The sequence below is a fragment of the Cupriavidus sp. FW305-46 genome (genome assembly GCF_058787075.1).
On sequence record NZ_JBYSZI010000080.1, the window covers coordinates 1 to 23,593 of the forward strand.

The window sequence follows — 23,593 nt, forward strand, 5'->3', positions numbered from 1 at the left end:
CCTCTTTCCCCCGCACCCGATGAAAGCCAGCATGCTTGCCAAGCTCGACCAACTGGCCGAGCGACTCGATGAAGTCAACGCCCTGCTCGCGCGCGAAGACGCGACCGCGAAGATCGACCAGTACCGCAAGCTCAGCCGCGAACATGCCGAGTTGTCGCCGGTGGCCGAGCAGTACGGCCAGTACCGTCAGGCGCAGGACGACCTGGCCACCGCGCAGGCGCTGCTGGACGATCCGGAGATGAAGGACTTTGCCGCCGACGAGATCGCCAGCGCGCGCGCGCGGCTGGAAGCCCTGGAAGCCAGCCTGCAGCGCCTGCTGCTGCCCAAGGACCCCAACGACGACCGCAACCTGCTGCTGGAAATCCGTGCCGGCACCGGCGGCGAGGAGAGCGCGCTGTTCGCCGGCGACCTGCTGCGCATGTACACGCGCTACGCCGAACGCCAGCGCTGGCAGGTCGAAGTGATGAGCGAATCGGAATCAGACCTGGGGGGCTACAAGGAAGTGATCGTGCGCATCGCCGGCGATGCTGCATTTTCCAGGCTGAAGTTCGAATCCGGCGGCCACCGCGTGCAGCGCGTGCCGGCGACCGAGGCACAGGGGCGCATCCACACTTCGGCCTGCACGGTCGCGGTGATGCCAGAAGCCGATGAAGTGGGCGAGGTCGAGATCAACCCGGCCGACCTGCGCATCGACACCTTCCGCGCCTCGGGCGCGGGCGGGCAGCACGTCAACAAGACCGATTCCGCGGTGCGCCTGACCCACCTGCCGACCGGCATCGTGGTCGAGTGCCAGGACGACCGCAGCCAGCACCGCAACAAGGACAAGGCGATGAAGGTGCTGGCGGCCCGCATCAAGGACATGCAGACGCGCGCCGCCCAGGCCAAGGAGGCCAGCACGCGGCGCAACCTGATCGGCTCGGGGGACCGCAGCGACCGCATCCGCACCTACAACTTCCCGCAAGGGCGGGTCACCGACCACCGCATCAACCTGACGCTGTACAAGATCGACATGATCATGGACGGCGACATGGATGAGCTGCTGTCGGCGCTGGCCTCAGAACACCAGGCTGATCAGCTTGCCGCACTTGGCGAAGAGTCGTAAGCACCACAAGATGTCATGCAGCCGGCCTTCCGCCCCGAACACCGCGTAAAGTCGCCGATATCTTTGTATTTCTTGTAAATGCTTGAAACAGCACTGGTAGGGGTAAGCCCGCTGTCTATAATCGATTTCGACCGGCAAACGGAGAATGGTGCCGGGTAGTCACTCCCGAGAACATACCTAGGACGAAATCATGAAAAAACTGCTCGCGCTGTTGATGATCACCGCGGCCATGGCCGCGTGCAGCAAGAAGGAAGAAGCCCCGCCTGCCGCCTCGAACGCCGAGAGCGCCATGCAAAGCGCCGCTGAATCCGCCAAGGCCGCCGCGAGCGATGCCGCCGCTGCCGCCAGCAGCGCCGCAGACGCCGCCAAGTCCGCCGCCAGCGGTGCTGCGGCCGACGTCTCGGCTGCCGCCGACAAGGCCAAGGAAGACGCCGCCAGTGCCATGGCAAATGCCAAGCAGGCCGCCAAGGATGCCGTCAACACGGGTGCCGACAAGGCCAAGGACGCCGTCAATAAGTAATCGTCCCGGCGGGGGCATTGCGCCGCCCGCTGTCGATGAGCGGTACACTGGCGGCAAGCTGGAAGTCCCGCCCCAAAGCCCCGCCAGGCCTTTGCGCCGGTGGGGTTTTTTGTAGCCGGCAAAAGAACCGTCCCCGCCCTTTCGATGTCTTCCCCAAACTCTGCCGCGCTGCCGGCGACCCCCACGCTGCGCGAAGCCCAGACCCTCGCCGCCATGGCCGGGCTGCCTGCCCTGGAAGTGCGCATGCTGCTGACGCATGTCACCGGCCTGAGCCGCACCCAGCTGATCACGCGCGACACCGACACCCTCACCATCGCCCAGCGCGACGCCTATGCCACGCTGCTGGCACGGCGGCTGGCGGGCGAGCCGATGGCCTACCTGATCGGCGAGCGCGAGTTCTTCGGCCGCAAGTTCCGGGTCACGCCTGATGTGCTGATCCCGCGACCCGATACCGAGGTCGCCGCCGAAGCCTCGCTGGCGCGGCTGGCCGAGGTGCCGCAGCCGAACGTGCTGGACCTGGGCACGGGCTCGGGCATCCTGGCCGTGACGCTGGCGCGCGAGCGCCGGGATGCGCAAGTCTGGGCCACCGACATCTCGCCCGGCGCGCTGATGGTGGCGCAGGACAACGCCAGCGCGCTCGGCGCCGACCGCATCCACTTCCTGGTGTCTGACTGGTACGCGGCGCTGCCGCCGGGCCTGCGCTTTCACCTGGTCGTCAGCAATCCGCCCTACATCGCCGCGGGCGATCCGCACCTGACCGAAGGCGACCTGCGCTTCGAACCGATCGATGCGCTGACTGACCACGACGACGGCCTGTCCGACCTGCGGGTCATCGTCGGCGGTGCCGGCGCCCGGCTGCTGCCTGGCGGCTGGCTGCTGATGGAGCATGGCTACGACCAGGCACAGGCCACCCGCCAGTTGCTGGAAGCCGCCGGTTTCACCGAGGTCTTCACCGCCCGCGACCTGGCCGGCCTGGAACGCTGCACCGGCGGACGCTGGCCAGGCGCCCGGCCCGGCGGCACCACTGCCGCTCACTGAAGCCCGGCGGCGATTCCGGTAAAATCGCCGTCAGATCCCCGCCACGCGGCCAGGCTGCGTGGTGTCCCATTCTCCCCAGGCGGCGCCCGCGACACGGCATCGCCCCACTGAAAAGCAAACCATGAGCGACGTGCAGCAAAAGATCGATCAGATCGTCAAGGGCAACCCGGTAGTCCTGTTCATGAAGGGCACCGCGCAATTCCCGATGTGCGGCTTCTCGGGCCGCGCCATCCAGATCCTGAAGGCCTGCGGCGTGGACGCGCCGACCACGGTCAACGTGCTGGATGACGAAGGCGTCCGCCAGGGCATCAAGGAATACGCCAACTGGCCGACCATCCCGCAGCTCTACGTGAACGGCGAATTCATCGGCGGCTCGGACATCATGATGGAGATGTACCAGAACGGCGAACTGCAAACCCTGCTGAAGGGCTGAGTTCCGGTATGTCCGTGACTGGCGGCACACCCAAACGGCTGATCGTCGCCATCACGGGCGCCACCGGCGCCATCTACGGCGTGCGCCTGCTGCAGGTGCTGCGCGCGGCGCCCTCGGTGGAAACCCATCTGCTGATTTCGCCGGCCGGCGTGATGAACCTCCAGCACGAGCTGGACATCAGCCGTGCCGAGGTGGAGGCGCTCGCCGGCGTCGTGCACAACGTGCGCGACATCGGCGCGACCATTGCCAGCGGCTCGTTCCGCGCACAGGCGATGGTGGTGGCCCCCTGCTCCATGCGCACGCTGGCGGCGATTGCGCACGGCCTGTCCGACAACCTGATCACGCGCGCCGCCGACGTCACGCTCAAGGAGCGGCGCAAGCTGGTGCTGATGGTGCGGGAAACGCCGCTGAACCTTGCGCACCTGCGCAATATGACGGCGGTGACGGAAATGGGCGGGATCGTGTTCCCGCCGGTGCCGGGCTTCTACCAAAAGCCACAAAGCATTGCCGAACTGGTCGACCATACGGTCGGGCGCGTGCTCGACCTGGTGGATTTGCCGGAGATCGGGCAGACGCTCGCGCCCAGCTGGGGCGGGCTGAACCCCAGGGCCGGCGACGCGGCCGGCAACTGAACTGCGGCCGGCGCGCGGCCTCTCTCTACGCGCCGGCATCCTCCCGCATTGTCGTGCCAACCGCGCTCATTACCAGCGGCGGTAGCCCCGCCCGTAATAGCCATAGCCACCGTAGTAGTACGGCCGCGGCGCCACCACCACCGGCGCGGGCGCCACGTACACCGGCGCAGGGCCGACCGCGGGGCCGGCAGGCGTGGGATAGACGGCGCAGCCGCCCAGCAGGGTGACGGATGCCGCAGCGGCAGCCAGTCCAATCGTCAGCATTCTCATCTTTCGTCCTTGGGTCGGAACGGGCATGTGCCTGCCCTGCTGACGTTATACGGGCAGAAGCCGTAATACGGCGTCAAAGGCGTGTAAGGCTTGTTACCGTTCCCTACGCGCCCTGTAACACATCCAGGGATGCCATCAGATCTCGAACCGTATCCCCTGCGCCAGCGGCAGCGAATCGCCATAGTTGATGGTGTTGGTGGCGCGGCGCATATAGCCCTTCCACGCATCCGATCCCGACTCGCGGCCCCCGCCGGTTGCCTTTTCCCCGCCGAAGGCGCCGCCGATCTCCGCGCCGCTGGTGCCGATGTTGACGTTGGCAATGCCGCAGTCGCTGCCTGCCGAGGACAGGAAGCGCTCGGCCTCGCGCATCGATTCCGTGAAGATGCACGACGATAGCCCGTGCGCCGCGGCATTGTTCAGCGCGATGGCCTCATCCAGCGTGGTGTACGGCATCAGGTACAGGATCGGCGCGAAGGTCTCGGTCAGCATGGTGTCGTGCTGGGCGTCGGTCATCACCAGCGCGGGCCGCACGTAACAGGCATGCGGGTAGCGGTCGGCCAGCAGCCGTTCGCCGCCGGTGACGATATTGCCCTGCGCGCGGCAGGCGGCCAGCGCATTGGCCATGGCATCGCCCGCGGCGGTGTCGATCAGCGGGCCGACCAGGGTGCCGTCGGCGAGCGGGTCGCCGACGGGCAGGCGGTCGAACACCGTGATCAGCCGGCTCGCCATGGTGTCCATCAGGTCGGCGTGGATAAAGCAGCGACGCAGCGTGGTGCAGCGCTGGCCCGCCGTGCCGGCCGCGGCAAAGGTGATGGCGCGCACCGCCAGCTCGATGTCGGCCGAGGGTGCGACGATGGCGGCATTGTTGCCGCCCAGCTCCAGGATGCTGCGCTTGAAGTGCCCGGCGCAGGCAATGCCGACCTCGCGCCCCATGCGGGTCGAGCCGGTGGCGCTGACCAGCCGCACCGCCGGGTGCGACACCAGGTGGGTGCCAAGCATGCGCCCGCCCGGCAGCACCGCCGAGATGCCGGCGTGCTGCGGCGCCGCCGCGGCCAGCACGCGCTCCAGCAGACTATGCGCGGCCAGCGCGCACAGGGAGACCTTTTCCGAGGGTTTCCAGATCACGCCGTTGCCGCACACCAGCGCCAGCGCTGCATTCCACGCCCACACCGCCACCGGGAAGTTGAAGGCCGAGATCACGCCGCACAGCCCATACGGATGCCAGGTCTCGCGCATCGCATGCTGCGGGCGCTCGGAGGCAATGGTCAGTCCGTGCAGCTGGCGCGACAGCCCGACCGCGAAGTCGCAGATGTCGATCATCTCCTGCACCTCGCCCAGGCCTTCCTGCAGGATCTTGCCGGACTCCAGCGAGACCAGCCGGCCCAGCGCCGGCTTGTGTTCGCGCAGCACCTCGCCGAAGCGCCGCACGATCTCGCCGCGCGCGGGCGCGGGCAGCAGCGCCCAGGTTGTCTGGGCCGCGTGGGCGCGGGCGATCAGCGCATCGGCCTGCGCCGGCGTGCAGGCCGGGACATGGCCGATGGCCTCGCCATCGACCGGCGAGCGGACCGTCACGGCGCCGGCCGGCGTGCCCTCCCGCCACGGCCGCGGTAGACCCAGCGAATCCCAGCAGGCAGCGAACTCTTGCGCTTTCATATGACGGTCTCCTGGAGCGGATGCTGCGTGTAATGGCGGCCGAAGCGATTGGCAAGGAAGGCGTCCAGCGGCATCGACTCCTGCCGCACGAAGCCGGATTGCGGCAGCGCGCCGGTGGCCACCAGGTCCAGCGCGGTGCAGATGCCCGCGGCAGTGGTCAGCTGGATCGCGTTGACATGGCCACCCTTGCCATCCACCCCGCCGATGCGCGCCGAGAACGAAGCCTGCGTCAGCGGCCCGCGCCCGCGTTCGCCCCCGGCCGGGTAGCCGGTGGCGGTGGCGAACACGATCACCACGTCCTGGTCGGTCACCGGAATGGCGCGATCAAAGATATCGCGCAGCCATTCGCGGCGTTCGCGCAGGCGCAGGTCGTTGAGCAGCAGTTTCATCAGCGCGCAATGGCCGGGATAGCGGATGGACTTGTAGTCGACATGGCGCGCGCGGCCGGCCAGCGTCTCGGGCAGCGTGCCCAGGCCGCCAGATGTATTAAAGGCTTCGTATTCGATGCCGTCCAGCGCAAAGCTTTCCAGCCCCTCCAGCGCCGTCAGTTCCACGCGACGGCCATCGACGATGGCCTCGCACGGGTTGCAGTACTCGTTGATCAGTCCCTCGGTGCTCCAGGTCAGGTTGTACTTGAGCGCATTGCTGGGGTAGCGCGGCAGCGCGCCGACCCGCATCTGCAGGTCCAGCAGTTCCCCCCCGCCGCGCAGGAAGCGCTGCGCCAGGTCATGCCCGACCACGCCGATAAAGCCCGGCGCCAGCCCGCACTGCGGCATCAGCACCGAGCGCGCGCTTTGCGCCAGCTGGCGGATGGCCTGGGTCGCGGCCACGTCCTCGGTCAGGTCGAAGTAATGCACGCCCAGGCGCGCCGCCACCGAAGCCACGCTGATCGCGGCATGGAACGGCAGCGCGTTGAGCACGGCATCGGCGCCGGCCAGCAGCGCGGCGCAGGTGCCGGGCTCGGTGGGGTCGCCGGCGCGCGCCAGCACGCCGCGCGGCAGGCCGTCGAGGCGGCGTGCGTCATGGTCGACCACGCTGACGCGGTAGTCGCCGCTGTCATGCAGCATGGTGGCAATGGTGCGCCCGATCTTGCCCGCGCCCAGTACCGCCACGTGCAGCGGGCGGGTCGCCTTGGGCAGGTCGCGCGGGGCCTGCCGGCCCAGGTTCGAGGCTTGCATGGTGTCTCCGTCCACAAGAAAAGGTTGTCCCGTTGACTGGAGTATGGATAGCGCGCGCGACACAATGAAGCCGCAATAACGACGAAAAACCGCCATAATCGAACGAAACGACGAATCATCCCGACGCAATGACCGAACTCGACACCACCGACCGGCACCTGCTGTCGCTGCTGCAGGCCAATGCCCGTGAAAGCGCCGCCAACCTCGCCCGGCACCTGGGTATCGCCCGCACCACCGTGGTCGCGCGCATTGCGCGGCTGGAGCGCAGCGGGGTGATCGCCGGCTACGGCGTGCGGCTGGGGCAGCGCATGGAAGACAACGCCATCCTGGCCTACTGCGGCCTGTCGGTGCAGCCCAAGGCCGCGCCCGCCATCCTGCGCGCGCTGCAGCGCCTGCCCGAGATCGAAGAGGTCAATTCCGTCAGCGGCCCGGTCGACTACCTGGTGGCGATCCGCTGCGACACGCATGACCGGCTGGACCGGCTGCTCGACGAGATCGGCATGCTCGACGGCGTCAACCACACCACCACCTCGATCGTGCTGGCGCGCAAGCTCGACCGCCGGCGCGCCGCCGGCTGACGCGGTATGCTGCCAAACCCATCAGCCTTTGCGGAGAAACAGAACATGAACAACCCGATCCGTGTCGCCGTGGGCGGCGTGACCGGCTGGGCCGGCGGCGAACTGGCGCGCGGCGTGGCCCATGCGGCCGACATGACCCTGGTGGCCGGCCTGTCGCGCGGCGCCGCCGGGCAACCTCTGGCGCAGCTGACCGGCCATGCCGATACGCCGGGCGTGGCGGCCGCCAGCATCGAGGCCCTGGGGGAAACGCCCTACGACGTCTATGTCGAATACACCAAGCCGGGCATCGCCAAGCACAACATCCTGCAGGCGCTGGCGCACGGCGCGCACGTGGTGGTGGGCACCTCGGGGCTGACCGACGAGGACTATGCCGAGATCGACGCGGCCGCGCGCCAGGCCGACCGCGGCGTGCTCGCCTGCGGCAATTTCGCCATCACGGTGGTGCTGCTGCAGAAGTTTGCCGAGATGGCCGCGCGCCACCTGGAGCACTGGGAGATCATCGACTACGCCAAGGCCGGCAAGATCGACGTGCCCTCCGGCACCGTGCGCGAGCTGGCCTACCGGCTCGGCCAGGTCAAGGCCGCCGCGCAGGCGGTGCCGGTCGACCAGGTCAAGGGCCCGAAGGAAACCCGCGGCGCCACCATGTCGGGCACGCAGGTGCACGCGGTGCGGCTGCCGGGCTACCAGCTTGGCGTGGAAGTGATCTTCGGCGCCGACGGCCAGCGCCTGCACCTGAAGCACGAGGCCGGCGACGGCTCCACGCCCTATGTCGCCGGCGCGCTGCTGGCGATCCGCAAGGTCAACACCGTGCGCGGCGTGGTGCGGGGGCTGGACAAGGTGATGGAAGGGCTCTGAGGCCAGGTGCGCAGGCGGCCAGGCCGCCTGCTGCGGGTGTTACCAGCTGCCAGGCTTCTCCGGCTTGGCGGCTGGCTTCGGCGCGGGCTTGGCGGCGGCAGCCTTGCCGCCCTTGGCCGCGGGTGCCGAGGCCGGATTGAGCTGCTTGTCCACCTCGGCATCCTTGTCCGCCATCAGCACGCGCGCCTGCGGCAGCAGCATTTCGATGGTGCCGGTGTTGGGGTCCTCCGGCATGGCGTAGAGCTCAACCGTCAGCGGCTTGTGCATCCAGCCGGCGTGCAGCGTCTTGACGCTCTTGCCAGCCTTGTCGGGCATGTCGACCTGCTCCTGCCGGAACGGCTTGCCGTACAGCGCGCTGACGCTGTCGGCCGCGGCCTGCTGCGAGTTGGCGCCGGCGGTCGGCACTACCAGGCCGACCAGCGCATTGCGGTCGACAAAGGCCAGCACAAAGGGGCCGTCCATGAATGACGGGCGCTGCGCGCGCGGCACGCCGACCTGGCGCATCAGGCCATCGCCCTTCAGTTCGACACAGAATCCGGTGACGTCGCGGCCATCGGGCGTGCGCTTGTCGGCGCAATCCGGCAAGGCCGGCAGCGGGTTGCCGATTTCCAGCATGGCCAGCAGCGGCGACAGCGCGCTGTTCTCGACCTTGGCCTGGGCCTTGGCCGGTGCGGGGGCTGGTTTGGCGGCAGGGGCGGAAGCGGGCGCGGCAATGGCGCCGGCAGCGGCGCCCAGCAGGCCGGCAAACGCCAGCCCGGCAACGGGGAATTTCAAATCGGACTCCTGATGAACGGCTCCGGGTTGGAGCCCGCCCCGGCCGGGTTGTTCCTGCTGGGCGCGGGCGGTGACGGGAAAGTCACCGGCGGCCTGCCGGGCCAGGGGCGAGCAGTAGCTTACCCCATGGCCCTGGCGGCTCCCGCACTTCCAGTCAGTCCAACGAAATGTTATTGGCCTTGATGACCTTGCCCCAATGCTCGCGGTCGGCTTCGATATATCGGTCGATCTCGGCCTGCGTGCGCGGGGCCTGCACGACCAAGCCCAGCGCGCTGAAGGTGGAACGGAACTGCGCGTCCTTGAGCACGTGGGCAGCGGCGGCCTGCAGCCTGGCCACCGCATCGGGCGGCGTCTGCGCGGGCACGGCCAGGCCGAACCAGGTGGCGGCCTGGAAGTTGGGATAGCCGCCTTCCGCCACGGTCGGCACGTCGGGCAGCACGTCCAGCCGGGTGCGGCCGGTGACCGCCAGCGCCTTGAGCTTGCCTGCCTTGATATGTGGCAGCGAGGTGCTGACCACATCCACCATCAGCTGCACGTCGTTGGCCAGCAGCGCCGACAGCGCCGGGGCGCTGCCGTTGTAGGGCACGTGGGTGACGCTGATGCCCAGCTCGGTCTTGAGCATTTCGGTGGCCAGCTGGAGCGCGTTGCCCAGGCCGACCGAGCCATAGTTGAGCTTGCCGCCCGCGGCCTTGGCGTAGGCCGCGAACTCGCGGATATTGCTGGCCGGCACCTTGCTGTTGGTCACCACCACCAGCGGCACCTCGGCGTCGATGCTGAAGATCTTGAAGTCCTTGGGCGGATCGTAGTTGATCTTCTTGTACAGCATCGGGTTGAGCACCATGCTGCCGTTGGTGGCCAGCACCATGGTGTAACCGTCTGCGGGCGCACGCGCCACGCTGGTGGTCCCGATCATGGTGGCCGCGCCGGGGCGGTTTTCCACCACCACGGTCTGGCCCAGCTGGCGCGACATGCCGTCGGCCAGCGCGCGGCCGAACTGGTCGGTCGAGCCGCCGGGGGTGTAGGGCACGACCAGCTTGATCGGACGATCGGGATAGGCGGCCTGCGCGGCCCCGCCCCACATGGCCAGCGCACACCCCGCGCCGGCTGCCATCGCGGCGAGCCAGGCGCGCCGTCCGCTTGGTTTGTTCTGCATCGCGTCTCCTCCTGTTGTTATCGGTCGTGATCGATCCAGGCCGGGCACGCGCTCAGACGCGGCGCTGGCGGCCTTCCCAGTATCGGTCACGCAGCCGGCGCTTGGCGAGCTTGCCGGTTTCATCGCGCGGCAGCTGCGCCTCGACCACGATGCTGCGCGGCACCTTGAAGCCCGACAGCCGCTGGCGCAGCCAGTCGATCACCTCGGCCTCGCGGATCTCCACGCCCGGCATCGGCTGCACCATGCCCAGCAGGCGCTCGCCGTACTCGTCGTCGGGGATGCCGAACACCACGCAGTCGGCCACGCCGGGGTAGCGCACCAGCTCATGCTCGATCTCGGCCGGGTAGATGTTCACGCCGCCGGAGATCACCATGTCCGAGGCGCGGTCGCAGATAAACAGGTAGCCGTCGGCATCGACATAGCCCATGTCGCCCAGCGTCACCAGCCCGTCGCGGTCGATGGCGGCACGCGCGGCGTCATTGTTGCGGTAGCTGAAGTCGGGGTAAGCCGGCTGGCGCACGTAGACCAGGCCGACCTCGCCCGGCGCGCACGGGCGGCCGTTCTCGTCGAGGATGCGCAGCTGGGCGTCATCGACCGGCTTGCCGGCGGTCCCCGGGCGCGCGGCGGCATCGGCCGGCGTGGCCACGGTGATCATGCCGGCTTCGCTGGAGGCGTAGGTTTCATGGATGACCGGGCCCAGCCATTCCAGCATCGCGCGCTTTACTTCGGGCGAGCACGGCGAGCCGGTGGAGGCGACGAAGCGGATCGAAGACAGGTCGTACTTCGCGCGCACCTCGGGCGGCAGCTTGAGCAGGCGCACGTACATGATCGGCACCAGGTAGAGCACGTCGATGCGGTGCTTTTCCACCAGCGCCAGCACCTGCTCGGCGTCAAAGCGCGGCGTGAGCACCAGGCGTTCGGCCATCTGCAGCGCGTTCTGGATAAACGAGCCCGGCGCGCTGTGGTACAGCGGCGCCGACATCAGCGTGCGGCAGCCCGGCTCGATGCCATAGGTCTGCCTCACCACCGAGCGCATGCGCGCGAGCTGTTCCTCCAGCCGGTCCAGCGGCAGCGGCTGGCGCACCACGCCCTTGGGCCGGCCGGTGGTGCCGGAGGTGTAGGCCATATGGCCGCGCGGCGCCACGCGCGGGCCGTCGTAGGCCGGCTGCTGCGCCAGCCAGCTTTCATAGTCGATGGCGCCTTCGGCGGGGCCGCCCACCGACAACACCGTCATGCCGGCCGGAACGGCGTCGCGCACGACGGGCAGCAGGTCGGCCTGCACCAGCAGCACCCTGGCGCCGCTGTCGGTCAGCAGGAAGCGCACCTCCTCGGCGGTGAAGTGCCAGTTGATCGGGCAGTAGTAGCAGCCCGCGGTGCGGCAGGCATGGACCACGTCGGCATAGGCCGGATCGTTGCGCAGCAGCACGGCGACCACGTCGCCCTCCTGCACGCCCAGCGCGCGCAGGCCGCCGGCCAGGCGGGCGCCGCGCGCCAGCAGTTCTTCGCCGCTGCGGTGCATGTCTTCAAACCAGAGGTCCGTGGCCATCCGTTGTCTCCTGTATGCGATCCGTTCTGTCAGCCGACCACTGTATCGGCGTAGCCGTGCATCGACAATCACGCGCATCGGAATCACAATGTTGCACCAGACGCGACAATCCTGCAGGCAATCCCCGATGGACCTCAACCTGATCCAGGCCTTCGTCGACATCGTCGACGCGGGCAACCTGGCCGAAGCCGGCCGGCGCCGCGGCGTGACGCGCTCGCAGGTCAGCCGCCAGCTGCGTGAGCTGGAGCACCAGGCCGGCGCCCAGCTGCTGCGCCGGACCACGCGCCGGCTGGAGTTGACCGGGCCCGGCCATGCGCTGTACCAGCATGGCGTGCGCATCCTGCAGGAAGTGGCCTCGGCGCAGGCCGAGATCGACAGCCTGGGCCGGACCCTGCGCGGCCATGTGCGCGTGAGCGTGCCCACCGGGCTGGGCGATGCCTATATCGCGCCGCTGCTGCTGCAGTTTGCGCGGAAGCACCCCGGCATTACGTTGCGCGTGTTCTTCGCCAACCGCGTCAACGACCTGATCGCGGCCGAGATCGATGTTGCGCTGAAGGTCACCTCGGCGCCGCCGCTGGATCACGTGGCACGTGAAATCTGCGACATCCGCTGGCAACTGTATGCATCACCGGAGTACCTCGCAGGCATCCCGCCGGTAAAAGCGCCGCCCGACCTGACCGGCTGCAACTTCCTGTGCCCGCCGTACCCGCCGCGCCAGTTCCCGCTGTCGCTGTACCGCGACGGCCAGCGCGTGGACGTGGCCCTGACGCCAAAGCTGCAGTCCGAACACTTCCTGTTCCTGGCGCGCGCCGTGCGCGAGGGCCACGGCATCGGCATGCTGCCGGTCTACATCGGCTGGGAGGAAGTGCGCGCCGGCCGGCTGGTGCCGGTGCTGCCCGACTGGCGCCCGGAGGGGCTGGGCAACAAGCTCTTCATCATCACCACGCCCAACCTGCACCCGTCGATGGCCACCCGCGCGCTGATCGGGTTCCTGCGCGAGGAACTGGACAAGCTTGAGGTGTTCCGCGACGCAGTGGCGTAGCCGGCACCGCCGGCCGGTGAACGAACGCTTTCCGGGCCTAGGGTGGCAGCCCGCCCTGCAAACTTTCGTTTTGCAAGCTATGCTCCAGAAAACTTGCATTTTGCAAGCAAGCCGACAGGACCAGAACGGCGGAGACCATGCCCCCTACCGATTTCACCTCGATGCCCTGCCCCGTGGCCCGCTCCATGGCCGTGCTGGGCGAACGCTGGGCCATCCTTGTGCTGCGCGAGGCCTTCTACGGCAGCACGCGCTTCGACGAGTTCGAACGCAACCTTGGCATCGCCCCCAATATCCTCAGCGCGCGCCTGAAGACGCTGGTGGCGCACGGGCTGCTGGCCCGCGTCACGCCCGAGGGCGGTGCTCGCCACATCTATCAGCTGACCGACAAGGGCCGCGACTTCTTTCCGGCCTATGTCGCGCTCAAGGCCTGGGCCGACCGCTGGATGACCGATGAAAAGGGTCCGCTGACGCTGCTGCAGGACCGCCGCACCGGCGCCGAGATTGCCGAGCCGGCGCTGGCGCGCGCCGACGGCAGCGCGATCACGCTGGACGATGTGCGTGTCCTGCCCGGCCCGGGTGCCGGCCGCTTCCTGCGGCAGCGCTTTGGCGAGGCCGGGACCGTTGGCGAGCCAGGGGAGGCCCGCCATGACTGACACGCGCGCATTGCCCGCGGGCGCCCTGCCCGCCGAGGCGGTACCGGCCACTGAAATTGCGCGCCGCATCGGCAAGCTGGCCGGACCGACCGCGCTGATCGCCGTGCTGCAGGCCGCGGCCCAGTTGATCGAAACCTGGCTGGCCGCGCGCCAGGGCACGGCGGCGCTGGCCGGCTGGGCGGTGGTGCTGCCGTTTGCGCTGCTGCTGCAGCAGATGTCGACCGGAGCGATGGGCGGCGGCGTGGTCGCGGCCATCGCCCGCGCGCTCGGCGCCAACAAGCGCGAGGAAGCATCTTCGCTGGTCATGCACGCGCTGCTGATCGCAGTGACCGCCGGGCTGGCCTTTGCGGTGGTGCTGGCGGGCTTCCCGCGCAGCGTGCTGGGCGCGGTGGCCGGCGCCACGGCGGCGGAGGCCGCTGCCAACTATGCGATCTGGTTGTTCGGTGCCGGCGCGATTCCGGCGTGGCTGGCCAATACGCTGGCCTCGGTGCTGCGCGGCGGCGGCCGCCATGCGCTGGCCGCACGCGTGCTGGCGCTGATGTGGGTCGCTTTCCCCGCACTGTCGTGGCTGCTGGCCGAGCCTGCCGGCATGGGGCTGGCCGGCATCGGCGCCGCGCTGGCGGCGGTGTCGTGGGCCGCGGCGCTGGCCATGGCGATCGTGGTGGCGCGCGGCGGCGCGGGCTTCGTGCCGGTGCTGCGGGTGCGGCCGTCGTGGGAGCTGTTCGCGCGCATCCTGTCGGTCGGGCTGGTGGCGTGCGCGCTGGCCTCGGTGGCCAACCTGACCACCATCCTGGTCACCGCGCAATTGCGCCACCACGGCACTGCGGCAGTGGCGGCCTATGGCATCTCGGCGCGGCTGGAATTCCTGATGATCCCGCTGGCCTTTGGCGTGGGTTCGGCGCTGACCGCGCTGGTCGGCCGCGCCGTGGGCGCCGGCGACTGGCATACCGCCCGCCGCACGGCATGGGTCGGCGCGTTCCTGGCGCTGGCTATCGCCGGCACCGCCGGCACCGCCGTGGGCCTGGCGCCGGTGCGCTTTGCCGGCCTGTTCACCCATGACGCCGAAGTGATCACCATCGCCGCGCGCGCGCTGTCATGGGTAGGGCCGGCCTTCGGCGGCTTCGGCCTGGGCATGGCGCTGTACTTTGCCTCGATGGGCGCGGGCCGCATGCGCTGGCCGGTGGCCGCGGGGCTGTGCCGTATCGCGCTGGCGGTGGGCGGGGGCTGGCTGCTGGCGAACGTGTTCGGGATGGGGCTTGACGGACACTTCCTGGGGGTGGCGCTGGGGATTACGGCCTATGGCGTGGTCACGGCGCTGGGGGTGCGGCAAGGGGAATGGTCGGCGCGGTAAGTGCGATGCGGCTGGCAGGCGCCAGCCGCCCCTGCTACCGCCTCAACACCTTCGCATCCCCCTGCATCCCCGCGTCGCGCACATCCTGCGGCACCGACGGCCAGCCGCCGCCGAGCGACTTGTACAACGCCGCGGTGCCGGTCAGCACGTCCACCTGCCCCTGCACCGCCGACAGCTGCGCGGCGAACAGCTTCTCCTGCGCCGTGGTCACCTCCAGGTAGCTGGAATAGCCGCCCTCGTAGCGCGCGCTCGACTGGTCGGCATAGACCACCAGGCTCTTCTCCTGCTGGCGCAGGCTGACCAGGCGGTTGCGGGTCTCGATGCCGTTGGACAGTGCACTGTTGACGTCGGCCAGGGCCGACAGCACGGTGCCCTGGTAGGCCAGCATGGCCTGGTCGCGCTGCGCCGAGGCAGTCTGCACCTGGCCACGGATGGCGCCGCCCTGGAAGATCGGCTGGGTCAGGCCGGCACCGATGCCCCACACCTGCGAGGCACTGTGCCACAACCCGGCCGGCGAACTGGCAATGGCGCCGAACAGCCCGCTCAGGTTGACGGCCGGCAGGTACAACGCCTGCGCGGCGCCCAGCTGCGCATTGGCGGCGATGGCGGACTGCTCGGCCTGCAGCACGTCCGGCCGGCGCGACAGCAGCGCCGCTGGCAGGTCCGCACCCACCGGCGGAGGCTGCAGTTCATTGACCGGCTTGCCGCGCTCGATCGGCCCGGGCTCGCGGCCCAGCAGCACCGACAGCGCGTTCTCGGTCTGCGCGATGCCGCTGCGCAGCACCGGGATCGTCGCCTCGGTCACGTAGAAATCGTTCTCGGCCTGCGACAGCTCAACCTGCGAGATCACCCCGCCCTCATAGCGCTGCCGGAAGATATCCAGTCCAGCCCCGCGCGCCTTCAGTGTCTGCTGCGCGATCTCCAGCTGCGCGTCCAGCCCGCGCAGCGTGGCATAGCCCTGCACCACCGATGCCGCCAGTGACAGCACCACGCCACGGCGCGCGTACTCGGCGTTCCACAGGCTGGCCTCGGCGGACTCCGCCTGGCGCCGGATGCGGCCCCACAGGTCGATCTCCCAGCTGGCATTGGCGAGCAGCTGGTACGAGTTGCGCGGGCCATCGAGCGACGCGAACGGCGTGCCGTTGAAGGTGCCGGCGCGCTGGCGCGTGGCCGCCGCAGACAGGTTCACCTGCGGGAAGAATCCCGAGCGCACCACCATCAGCTGGCCGCGGAACTCATCGATGCGGACCGCGGCGATGCGCACGTCGTAGCTGTTGCGCAGCGCCGTCTCGACCAGCGTGTTCAGCACCGGGTCGCCGAAGCTGTCCCACCAGGCGCTGTCCGCAGCCACGGACAGCACCCCGGTATCGATACGGTACTGGGCCGGCTCGGGCGTGGCCGGGCGCTCATAGTTCGGGCCGATGGCACAGCCGCCCAGCGCTGCGGCCAGACAGGCACCGGCCAGCCGGTGGCGTGCGCTCATGACGGTTCTCCGGCCGGTGGCGTGGTGGTTGCGGCCCCGACCTTGGGCTTCGGCTTGCGCTCGGACATTACCTCCAGCCCCCAGAAGAACATCGGGATGAAGAACAGCGCAATCACCGTGGCGCCGAGCATCCCGCCAATCACGCCGGTGCCCAGCGACTGTCGGCTGGCCGCCGACGCGCCGCTCGCGATCGCCAGCGGCACGCAGCCGAGGATAAAGGCAAGCGAGGTCATGATGATCGGACGCAGGCGCAGCTTGGCCGCATGCAAGGCCGCGTCGTAGGCACTGAGGCCTTCCTTGTGCCGGATTTCCACCGCGAACTCGAAGATCAGGATGGCATTCTTCGCCGCCAATGCAATCAGCACCGTCAGCCCGATCTGGAAGTAGACGTCGTTCTGCATGCCACGCAACAGGATGGCAACCAGTGCACCGAACAGCGCAAACGGTACCGCCAGCAGCACACCGAACGGCAGCGTCCATTTTTCGTACTGCGCCGCAAGGATCAGGAACACCATCAGCAAGGCAAAGGCAAAGACCATCGCTGCCGTCGATCCGGCGGTCTTCTCCTCGTACGCCTGTCCGCTCCAGGCAAAACTGTAGCCCTGGCCAAGCACTTCCCGCGCCACGTCCTCCATGGCCGCAAGCGCCTGGCCGGAGCTGTAGCCCGGCGCGGCATCGCCCATGATCTTGGCGGCCGGGAAATTGTTGAAACGGGTCATGATATCGGCGCCCGGGACATACCGGGATGTCGTCACCGCCTTGATCGGCACCATTTCGCCAGTGCGGTTGCGCACGTAGACCTTGTCGAGATCCTCCGGACGCGAGCGGTAGTCGGCCTCGGCCTGCAGGATCACCTGGAACAGCCGGCTGTTCTTCGGGAACTGGCTGACGAAGAGCGAACCGAACATGGTCTGCAGCGCGGAATAGACCTGCTCGACGGGCACGCCCTGGGTTTCGGAACGTTCGCGATCCACCTCCACCAGCAACTGGCGCGAGCGCGTGTTGATAGTGGAATTGATCCCGGTCAGCTCTGGCCGCTGCCGGGCCTTGGCGATAAAGGCATGCACCCGCTCCTCCAGCTGCTGGTAGGTGCCGTCCGCCGTGCTCTGGAGCCAGAACTCAAAACCACCGGTGGTTCCCAGGCCCGGGATCGAGGGCGGGTTGATCGGAATGCTTACACCGTCCTGGTAGCCCGCAAACTCCTTCTTCGCCTTGGCGATCAGATCCGCCGCGCTCTCGCCCTCCTTGCGGTCATGGAAGCCCTTCAGCGTGATGAACAGGGTGGAAGCATTGGCCTTGTTCTGCGAATCGATCAGGCTGTACCCGTCCACGGACGCCACCGAGCTGACGCCGGGCTGCTTGGCGTACCAGGCCTCGGCACGGGAGGAGAGGTTGCCGGTGCGGTCCAGGCTGGCCGCATCCGGCATGACCACGGCACCGAACAGATAGCCCTGGTCCTCCACCGGCAGGAACGACGACGGTATCCGCACGAACATCAGCACGCTCACCCCGATCATGACAAGGATGATGACGATGGAGATCACGGTCCGCCTGATCACGACCTGCAGCGACTTGTCGTACCCCTGGATCAGGCGATCGAACGAATTGTTGAACCACTGGAAGAACCGGTTCTTCTTGTGCTCGCCGGGCTTGAGCAGGATTGCCGCAAGCGCCGGCGACAATGTCAGCGCCACCACCCCGGACAGCACCACCGACACCGCGATAGTGACGGCAAACTGCTTGTAGAGCTGGCCGGTAATGCCTGACAGGAACGCCACCGGGATGAACACCGCCAGCAGCACCAGCACGATCGCAACCACGGGGCCGCTCACCTCGTCCATGGCACGCTTGGCCGCCTCCTTTGGTGGCAGCTTGAACTCCACCATATTGCGCTCGACGTTCTCTATCACCACGATCGCGTCGTCAACCACAATGCCGATGGCCAGCACCATCCCGAACAAGGTCAGCATGTTGACCGAGAAGCCGAACATGCTCATGCCGACGAAGGCGCCGATGATCGACACCGGCACGGCCAGGATCGGCACGATGGTTGCGCGCAGGCTCTGCAGGAACAGGTAGACCACCAGGATCACGAGGATCACCGCATCGCGCAGTGTGTGCACCACCTCGTCGATCGATTCGTTCACGAACTCGGTGGTGTCGAGCGCAACCTCATATTCCAGCCCCGGCGGGAACGACTTCTTCAGTTCCGCCAGCGTGCCGCGCACTTGCTTGGCCACGTCCAGCGCATTGGCGCCCGGCTGCTGGTAGACCGCCAGCAGCGTGGCGGTCTTGCCCTTGTAGCGGCTGCGCAGCGAATAGTCCTTGACGCCGAGTTCGGCCCTGCCGATGTCCTTGAGCCGCACCAGCGCGGCGTCGCCCGACTGCGCGCGCAGGATCATGTTCTCGAACTCGGCGGGCTCGGTCATCTGGCCCTTGGTCGCAATCGGGAACGTCTGCAGCACGGGATCCGTGGTCGGCGACTGTCCGATACGGCCGGCGGAGAACTGCTGGTTCTGCGCGCTGACAGCGTTCTTGACGTCTTCCGTGGTAATGCCCAGCGACGCCATCCGGTCCGGCCGCAGCCAGAGCCGCATGGCGTAGTCCGGATTGCCGAAGATCGCCGACTGGTTGGCGCCGGGAATGCGCTTGAGCGCATCCAGCACATAGATGTTGGCGTAGTTACCGACAAAGGTCTGGTCGTAGCTGTTGTCCGGCGAAAAGATGGCAATCACCATCATGAACGCGGACGAGCGCTTCTGCACGGAAACGCCCTGCGCCGTGACCGCTTCAGGCAGGGTTGGCAGCGCCAGGTTGACCCGGTTCTGCACATCCACCTGCGCCAGTTGCGGATCGGTCCCGATCTCGAAATACGCCGTCAGGGTCAGGTCACCCGTCGAGGAACTCGTCGAGTTCATGTACATCATCCGGTCCGCGCCGTTGACCTGCTGCTCGATCGGCGCCGCGACGTTCTGCGCAACCACTTCCGCGCTGGCTCCCGGGTATCGAGTCGTCACCGTGATCGACGGCGGCGTGACGTCCGGGAACTGGGCAATCGGCAGTTTGGTCAGCGCGACCAGGCCGCCCACCACGATGATGATGGACAGGACCGACGCAAAGATGGGTCGGTCGATAAAGAAGTGGGCAAGCTTCATGGCTTGCTCCCTGCGCTCTGCGTGCTCTCGGCCTGGACGGGGGATGACGCGCCTGGCGCACCCGGTGCGCCCGGTGCGCTGGCGGGCGCCGCACCCGCCGGGGGCTTCTGGCCGGACGCGACCTCGGTGGCCTTGACCGGCGCGTCGGGCGCCAGCCGCAGCCCGCCGCTGACGACCACGCGCTCGCCCGGCTTCAGGCCGGAGCGGATCACCCAGTTGTCGCCGGTCCACTGGCCCACGTCGACCACGCGCTGCTGGGCCTTGTTGTCCGCGCCGACCACCCACACCATCTGCCCGCGCGGGCCCTGGATGACGGCTTCCTGCGGCACCGCCACGGCCTTGGTGCGCTCGGCGCCATGCAGCTTCACGCGCACGAACTGGCCGGGGCGCAGGGTGCCGTCAGGGTTGGCAACCTCGGCGCGGATCATGTAGGTGCCGGTCTCGGCGCTGAACGAGGCATCGGCAAAGGTGATCTTGCCGTGATGCGGGAACTGGCTGCCATCGGCCATCACGATCACCACGTCAAAGGCGCCCTTGGGCGGGAACTTGAGCGCGCCGGACTCCTGCTCCGAGCGTGACGACAGCACCTCGTTCTCGGACAGGCTGAAATTGACCCACATCGGGTCGAGCTTGGCCACGTAGGTGAGCAGGCTGTTCGACGGATCGATATAGCTGCCCGCCTGCTTCTTGGCAAAGCTCGACACGCCGGTGACCGGTGACTTGATCGTGGTATAGCCCAGGTTCAGCCTGGCATTGGTGACACTGGCCCGAGCCCCCTCGACCGCGGCCGCGGCGGCCTGCTGCTTGCCAACGGCGTCGTCCAGGTCGCGCTGGCTCAGCGCGTTGCGCTCGGCCAGCGGGCGCACCCGCGCCAGGTCGGCATTGGCGGTCTTGAGCCGCGCCACCTGCTGCGCCATTTCGGCATTGGCCGCATCCAGTGCCGCGGCGAACGGCTTGGGATCCATCAGGAACATGGTCTCGCCGGCCTTGACCACCGCGCCCTCGGTATAAACGCGCCGGTCCAGGAAGCCATTGACGCGCGCGCGGATCTCTACCTGCTGCGAGCTCTGGGTCTGGCCGACGAAGTCGTAGACGATCGGCACATCGCGCAGCGCCACCGTCATCGTGCCGACCTCCGCCGCGGGCGGTGCGCTGGGCGCCGGTTTGTCCTTGCCGCAGGCGGCCAGCGTCATCGCGCAGGCCAGCCAGAGCGCGCCGCGCCAATGGAAAGCAGTGTTCACGGATCCCTCTCCCGCCATGGTTATGCACGCGATTGCCGCGCGCGCACGCCGGCGACCTTCCGTCGCGCCGGACCGGTGGCCGCACTCGCCTCTTTACCGGCAGGGTAAGGCTCGGCCCTGCAGGCGCCAATTCAATTCTTTTGTAGGCGTCTTTACTGCTTTCGACTTGCTTTCGCCCGCACCCGCGCAGTTGCCCGCGCTGGCTGCCAAGCCCTGGCTCAGCGGCGGAACCCGCCATGGAAGCCGCCGCCGCGGAAACCACCGGCACGGCCGCCAAAGCCGCCACCGCCGCCGCGCCCCTGCCACTGCTGGGCCGTGCCCTGGAAGCGCTGCTGGCCAACCTCGCGCGCCTGGCGCTGCTGCTCCAGCCGTGCCGTGGCGTCGTTGCCGGACTGCACCGGCTGCCAGCCGCTGGGGGTGTGCTTCTGCCAGCCGTCGTCGGTGTGCTGGTACACCGAGCCGTCGTGGCCGGCATACACGTTGCCGTTGTTCCACACCACCGCATTGTTCTTGTCCGGATTGGCGACAAAGCCACGGCTGCCGGCAGTGTGCTGGCCGGTCTGCGTATTGCCGGCAATGCCCGCCTCGGCCGCGCCGACGCGGCCGGTCTGCGCGTTGTAGCCCGCCGCCTGGCGGCCGGCGGCATAGTTGCCGGTGTAAGTGTTGCCGGCCACGCCGCCGCGCGCGGCGCCCTCGCGCCCGGTCGACGGATTGGCGAACGAGCCCTGGCGGCCCGCCGCATAGTTGCCGGAATAGGGATTGAACGCCGCACCGCGGCTGCCCTGGTAGCGCGCCCCGGTGGCGGGGTTGTAGCCGGCGCCGGCGGTGCCCCGCCATTCGGTGCCGGTCCAGGCGTTCCAGCCCTGGGCGTGGGTCACGGTACCCTGGCCCCAGCGGCCGTAGAAATTGGCCTGGTTCACGTTGACGTAGTTCCAGTTGTACGCGCCGCCCCACCAATAAGGGCCCCAGTACGGCGAGGCCGCGCCCCAGAACGCGCCCGCGGCGAAGCCGAAGGCAAAGCCCTCGGCCATGCCGATGCCAAAGCCGGCGCCGTAGCCATAGGTGGCCGGGTAGCCGTAGTAGACCGCGCCCACATAGGGCGGATAGACATAGCCGGTGCCGTACACCACCGTGCCGTCGGCGCTGACCACCACGCCCATGTAGCCGGGGGTGTAGCCCACCACCACGGTCTCCGGCGTGACCGAATAGATGCGCACGTAGGTCACGTAGTACACCGGCGAAGTCGGCGGGATGGTGTAGATCGCCGACGGCACCTCGGTGGCCACGTGCCACGGGCCGGACGGTGCCGGCGCCGTGAACCAGACGCCGTTGGCGACCGCGTAGTAGTGGCTGCTGTCGACCTCGATCACCGGCGTGCCGCTGTTGACCGCGTAGCTGAGCGAGGTGCCGGTGATCGGCGTGAAGCGCGGCGCGCCGTCATACGCCACCGCCAGGCTGGCCTTGCTGCGCGACACCGTGGCGGTCTGCGGGATGGTGGCGGCGATCTCGGCCTCGCGTGCCTGCGGCGTGCCGGGCACCGAGACCAGCACGTTGGCCTTGGGATCGGTCGCCGGGATCCTGGCGAAGTCTGCCGGCAGCTGGCTGCCGGGCACGTACTCCCACGGCCCGGTCAGCATCGGCGCGCGGAACCAGCGGCCCGAGACCAGCACGTAATACTGGTTGGCGGCCGGATCGACAAAGATCGCGTGGTCGGCGTTGGACATCGTCAGCAGGCTGACGCCGCTGACCGGCGTCATCTGCGGCGCGCCGCTGGTCATGACCAGCTCGGTCGGCTGCGTGGCAAAGAGGATCGCCGGCGCCCTGGCCGGCCGCTTGCCGTCGGCCGGCAGCATCGTATCGGGCTTCATGCCGGCCGCCGCCTTGGTGGCCGCGCTCTCCAGCGCCTTGGGCACGGTCGTCATCACTTCCCAGGCGCCGCCGGCCGATTCGGAGCGATACCAGTAGCCGGCCGCCTTCAGGTGCAGCTCGCCGCCGGATTCGCGCAGCAGCAGCGCGCGGCTGTTCAGCGCCCGTTCGTACTGCGTGCCCGGCACGGCGCGCCAGGCCGGGTCGCCGTCGACCAGCACCAGCAGCGTCGGCGTGGTGGCAAAAAGGATCTGGGGCGCGTCATTGCGCACCGCCACGCGGCCAGCCTTGGCCAGTTGCTGCGATACCGCGTAGCTGGCCTGCAGCTGGTCCAGCGGCACCGTCAGCCCGTTGGCCGGCAGGCGCGACACCAGCGCCTGGCGCACCCGGTCGGCGGCGTCGGGCCGCGTCGGCACTTCGACGCTGTCCACCGTGATCCGGGTCAGTTGCACCAGCCCGGAGGACTTGTCGATATCGCCGGTGGCCGAGAAATGCACCACGCCGTAGGTCGGAGAACCCGACTTCTCGCCCACCGCCACCGCCGCGCGCCCGGACAGCCGGTTGCCGTCCCAGGTCTCGATCTGGGGCTGGTACAGCTCCACGTGATCGTTGGCAGCGTCGAAGTTGCGCGGCCAGGCCAGGGCAGGCGCCGCGGGCTTGGCCGGCGTGGCGGCCTGCGGGCTGAGCGGTGCAAGTGCAAGCCACGCCGCGGCGATCAGGGCGCTGGTCTGCTTCAGGCGAAAAGACATGGGTTTCTCCGGGAGGAAGCCGCCTGCACCGGCGGGCCGGCACCGCGGGCACGATGCTGCACAAGGCGGCCCATCCCGCGAATCTAAATTAGGCCGCCAAGCCGAACAATCTGATTCGAAAACATTCAGGATCCGTCCCAAAAAAGACAGATCAGCCGGTGGCATGGGGCATGCGCGGCGGCCATCGACAGCGGCCTTCATACAAGAAGTAGTCAGGGCGCCAGGCGGCCATGTCAAGCCGCAATGCGACGTTGCGACGCGCGCAGCCAAGGCGGGTGTGCATCTTGCTTGGCCTGATGCCACCCCATCGCCCCTTGAAGC

General features: G+C 68.6%; 20 protein-coding genes. 10 read left to right on the plus strand and 10 right to left on the minus strand.

What is annotated here, in order from left to right; genetic code table 11:
- Positions 1 to 19 precede the first annotated feature (19 nt).
- From prfA to AC3WON_RS27900, 5 genes are all read left to right on the plus strand, one after another.
- A complete protein-coding gene (gene prfA, locus AC3WON_RS27880; RefSeq protein WP_010809881.1) occupies positions 20 to 1,102 on the plus strand; it encodes a peptide chain release factor 1 in 1,083 nt (360 codons plus the stop codon).
- Between the two features lie 190 nt (positions 1,103 to 1,292).
- Positions 1,293 to 1,622: a hypothetical protein gene (locus tag AC3WON_RS27885; protein ID WP_492353210.1), complete on the plus strand. Its 330-nt coding sequence runs from the start codon at positions 1,293 to 1,295 to the stop codon at positions 1,620 to 1,622.
- Between the two features lie 144 nt (positions 1,623 to 1,766).
- Positions 1,767 to 2,660, plus strand: coding sequence for a peptide chain release factor N(5)-glutamine methyltransferase (gene prmC / locus AC3WON_RS27890; protein ID WP_492353211.1), 894 nt, complete (start codon positions 1,767 to 1,769; stop codon positions 2,658 to 2,660).
- A 121-nt stretch (positions 2,661 to 2,781) separates the two neighbouring features.
- Complete coding sequence (gene grxD / locus AC3WON_RS27895; RefSeq protein WP_041228169.1) at positions 2,782 to 3,093, plus strand: Grx4 family monothiol glutaredoxin; 312 nt, start codon at positions 2,782 to 2,784, stop codon at positions 3,091 to 3,093.
- An 8-nt stretch (positions 3,094 to 3,101) separates the two neighbouring features.
- Positions 3,102 to 3,725 (plus strand): UbiX family flavin prenyltransferase, encoded by a 624-nt coding sequence (locus tag AC3WON_RS27900; RefSeq protein ID WP_492353212.1) that lies wholly within the window; start codon positions 3,102 to 3,104, stop codon positions 3,723 to 3,725.
- A gap of 69 nt (positions 3,726 to 3,794) precedes the next feature.
- Here AC3WON_RS27900 and AC3WON_RS27905 read toward each other — a convergent pair whose 3' ends face one another.
- The 3 genes from AC3WON_RS27905 to AC3WON_RS27915 form a co-directional block, all read right to left on the minus strand.
- Entirely contained in the window at positions 3,795 to 3,989 is a 195-nt protein-coding gene (locus tag AC3WON_RS27905) for a hypothetical protein (protein ID WP_029048349.1), read from the minus strand.
- Positions 3,990 to 4,130: 141 nt separating this feature from the next.
- Entirely contained in the window at positions 4,131 to 5,648 is a 1,518-nt protein-coding gene (amaB, locus tag AC3WON_RS27910) for an L-piperidine-6-carboxylate dehydrogenase (RefSeq protein ID WP_492321475.1), read from the minus strand.
- A complete protein-coding gene (locus AC3WON_RS27915; RefSeq protein ID WP_492321476.1) occupies positions 5,645 to 6,826 on the minus strand; it encodes a saccharopine dehydrogenase family protein in 1,182 nt (393 codons plus the stop codon). The genes amaB and AC3WON_RS27915 overlap by 4 nt, the downstream gene beginning before the upstream one ends.
- A gap of 128 nt (positions 6,827 to 6,954) precedes the next feature.
- On the opposite strand from AC3WON_RS27915, the gene AC3WON_RS27920 reads away from it, so the two are divergent.
- Positions 6,955 to 7,404 carry an Lrp/AsnC family transcriptional regulator gene (locus AC3WON_RS27920; protein ID WP_010809873.1) on the plus strand — a complete coding sequence of 150 codons (450 nt, stop codon included), beginning with the start codon at positions 6,955 to 6,957 and terminating at the stop codon, positions 7,402 to 7,404.
- A gap of 45 nt (positions 7,405 to 7,449) precedes the next feature.
- Positions 7,450 to 8,259 carry a 4-hydroxy-tetrahydrodipicolinate reductase gene (gene dapB / locus AC3WON_RS27925; protein ID WP_492321477.1) on the plus strand — a complete coding sequence of 270 codons (810 nt, stop codon included), beginning with the start codon at positions 7,450 to 7,452 and terminating at the stop codon, positions 8,257 to 8,259.
- A 39-nt stretch (positions 8,260 to 8,298) separates the two neighbouring features.
- Here dapB and AC3WON_RS27930 read toward each other — a convergent pair whose 3' ends face one another.
- The 3 genes from AC3WON_RS27930 to AC3WON_RS27940 form a co-directional block, all read right to left on the minus strand.
- The gene (locus tag AC3WON_RS27930) at positions 8,299 to 9,033 is read right to left on the minus strand and encodes a hypothetical protein (RefSeq protein WP_492321478.1); all 735 of its coding nucleotides are present in this window, start codon (positions 9,031 to 9,033) and stop codon (positions 8,299 to 8,301) included.
- 154 nt (positions 9,034 to 9,187) lie between these two features.
- Positions 9,188 to 10,186 (minus strand): Bug family tripartite tricarboxylate transporter substrate binding protein, encoded by a 999-nt coding sequence (locus AC3WON_RS27935; RefSeq protein WP_492353213.1) that lies wholly within the window; start codon positions 10,184 to 10,186, stop codon positions 9,188 to 9,190.
- A 52-nt stretch (positions 10,187 to 10,238) separates the two neighbouring features.
- On the minus strand, positions 10,239 to 11,732 hold the full coding sequence (locus tag AC3WON_RS27940) for an acyl-CoA synthetase (protein ID WP_492353214.1): 1,494 nt from the start codon (positions 11,730 to 11,732) through the stop codon (positions 10,239 to 10,241).
- 127 nt (positions 11,733 to 11,859) lie between these two features.
- Between AC3WON_RS27940 and AC3WON_RS27945 the strand changes: the two genes are divergently transcribed.
- From AC3WON_RS27945 to AC3WON_RS27955, 3 genes are all read left to right on the plus strand, one after another.
- Positions 11,860 to 12,774 (plus strand): LysR family transcriptional regulator, encoded by a 915-nt coding sequence (locus tag AC3WON_RS27945; protein ID WP_492321480.1) that lies wholly within the window; start codon positions 11,860 to 11,862, stop codon positions 12,772 to 12,774.
- Positions 12,775 to 12,911: 137 nt separating this feature from the next.
- On the plus strand, positions 12,912 to 13,427 hold the full coding sequence (locus AC3WON_RS27950) for a winged helix-turn-helix transcriptional regulator (RefSeq protein WP_492321481.1): 516 nt from the start codon (positions 12,912 to 12,914) through the stop codon (positions 13,425 to 13,427).
- Positions 13,420 to 14,778: an MATE family efflux transporter gene (locus AC3WON_RS27955; RefSeq protein ID WP_492321482.1), complete on the plus strand. Its 1,359-nt coding sequence runs from the start codon at positions 13,420 to 13,422 to the stop codon at positions 14,776 to 14,778. Before AC3WON_RS27950 ends, AC3WON_RS27955 begins: the two co-directional genes overlap by 8 nt.
- 34 nt (positions 14,779 to 14,812) lie before the next feature.
- On the opposite strand, the gene AC3WON_RS27960 is transcribed toward AC3WON_RS27955, so the two are convergent.
- From AC3WON_RS27960 to AC3WON_RS27975, 4 genes are all read right to left on the minus strand, one after another.
- Positions 14,813 to 16,261, minus strand: a complete 1,449-nt coding sequence (locus AC3WON_RS27960) for an efflux transporter outer membrane subunit (RefSeq protein WP_492321483.1) — start codon at positions 16,259 to 16,261, stop codon at positions 14,813 to 14,815.
- Entirely contained in the window at positions 16,258 to 19,416 is a 3,159-nt protein-coding gene (locus AC3WON_RS27965; RefSeq protein ID WP_492321484.1) for an efflux RND transporter permease subunit, read from the minus strand. The genes AC3WON_RS27960 and AC3WON_RS27965 overlap by 4 nt, the downstream gene beginning before the upstream one ends.
- Positions 19,413 to 20,657: an efflux RND transporter periplasmic adaptor subunit gene (locus tag AC3WON_RS27970; protein WP_492353215.1), complete on the minus strand. Its 1,245-nt coding sequence runs from the start codon at positions 20,655 to 20,657 to the stop codon at positions 19,413 to 19,415. The genes AC3WON_RS27965 and AC3WON_RS27970 overlap by 4 nt, the downstream gene beginning before the upstream one ends.
- A gap of 218 nt (positions 20,658 to 20,875) precedes the next feature.
- Positions 20,876 to 23,272: a carbohydrate-binding family V/XII gene (locus AC3WON_RS27975; RefSeq protein ID WP_492353216.1), complete on the minus strand. Its 2,397-nt coding sequence runs from the start codon at positions 23,270 to 23,272 to the stop codon at positions 20,876 to 20,878.
- Positions 23,273 to 23,593 lie beyond the last annotated feature (321 nt).

Excerpts from the sequence above, each read along its gene's own strand:
- AC3WON_RS27960 (WP_492321483.1), bottom strand. The coding sequence starts at position 16,261 with ATGAGCGCACGCCACCGGCTGGCCGGTGCCTGTCTGGCCGCAGCGCTG.
- AC3WON_RS27935 (WP_492353213.1), bottom strand. The coding sequence starts at position 10,186 with ATGCAGAACAAACCAAGCGGACGGCGCGCCTGGCTCGCCGCGATGGCA.
- AC3WON_RS27900 (WP_492353212.1), top strand. The coding sequence starts at position 3,102 with ATGTCCGTGACTGGCGGCACACCCAAACGGCTGATCGTCGCCATCACG.
- AC3WON_RS27915 (WP_492321476.1), bottom strand. The coding sequence starts at position 6,826 with ATGCAAGCCTCGAACCTGGGCCGGCAGGCCCCGCGCGACCTGCCCAAG.
- grxD (WP_041228169.1), top strand. The coding sequence starts at position 2,782 with ATGAGCGACGTGCAGCAAAAGATCGATCAGATCGTCAAGGGCAACCCG.
- AC3WON_RS27965 (WP_492321484.1), bottom strand. The coding sequence starts at position 19,416 with ATGAAGCTTGCCCACTTCTTTATCGACCGACCCATCTTTGCGTCGGTC.
- AC3WON_RS27950 (WP_492321481.1), top strand. The coding sequence starts at position 12,912 with ATGCCCCCTACCGATTTCACCTCGATGCCCTGCCCCGTGGCCCGCTCC.
- AC3WON_RS27975 (WP_492353216.1), bottom strand. The coding sequence starts at position 23,272 with ATGTCTTTTCGCCTGAAGCAGACCAGCGCCCTGATCGCCGCGGCGTGG.
- AC3WON_RS27905 (WP_029048349.1), bottom strand. The coding sequence starts at position 3,989 with ATGCTGACGATTGGACTGGCTGCCGCTGCGGCATCCGTCACCCTGCTG.
- AC3WON_RS27945 (WP_492321480.1), top strand. The coding sequence starts at position 11,860 with ATGGACCTCAACCTGATCCAGGCCTTCGTCGACATCGTCGACGCGGGC.
- AC3WON_RS27955 (WP_492321482.1), top strand. The coding sequence starts at position 13,420 with ATGACTGACACGCGCGCATTGCCCGCGGGCGCCCTGCCCGCCGAGGCG.
- AC3WON_RS27920 (WP_010809873.1), top strand. The coding sequence starts at position 6,955 with ATGACCGAACTCGACACCACCGACCGGCACCTGCTGTCGCTGCTGCAG.
- AC3WON_RS27940 (WP_492353214.1), bottom strand. The coding sequence starts at position 11,732 with ATGGCCACGGACCTCTGGTTTGAAGACATGCACCGCAGCGGCGAAGAA.
- prmC (WP_492353211.1), top strand. The coding sequence starts at position 1,767 with ATGTCTTCCCCAAACTCTGCCGCGCTGCCGGCGACCCCCACGCTGCGC.
- prfA (WP_010809881.1), top strand. The coding sequence starts at position 20 with ATGAAAGCCAGCATGCTTGCCAAGCTCGACCAACTGGCCGAGCGACTC.
- dapB (WP_492321477.1), top strand. The coding sequence starts at position 7,450 with ATGAACAACCCGATCCGTGTCGCCGTGGGCGGCGTGACCGGCTGGGCC.
- amaB (WP_492321475.1), bottom strand. The coding sequence starts at position 5,648 with ATGAAAGCGCAAGAGTTCGCTGCCTGCTGGGATTCGCTGGGTCTACCG.
- AC3WON_RS27885 (WP_492353210.1), top strand. The coding sequence starts at position 1,293 with ATGAAAAAACTGCTCGCGCTGTTGATGATCACCGCGGCCATGGCCGCG.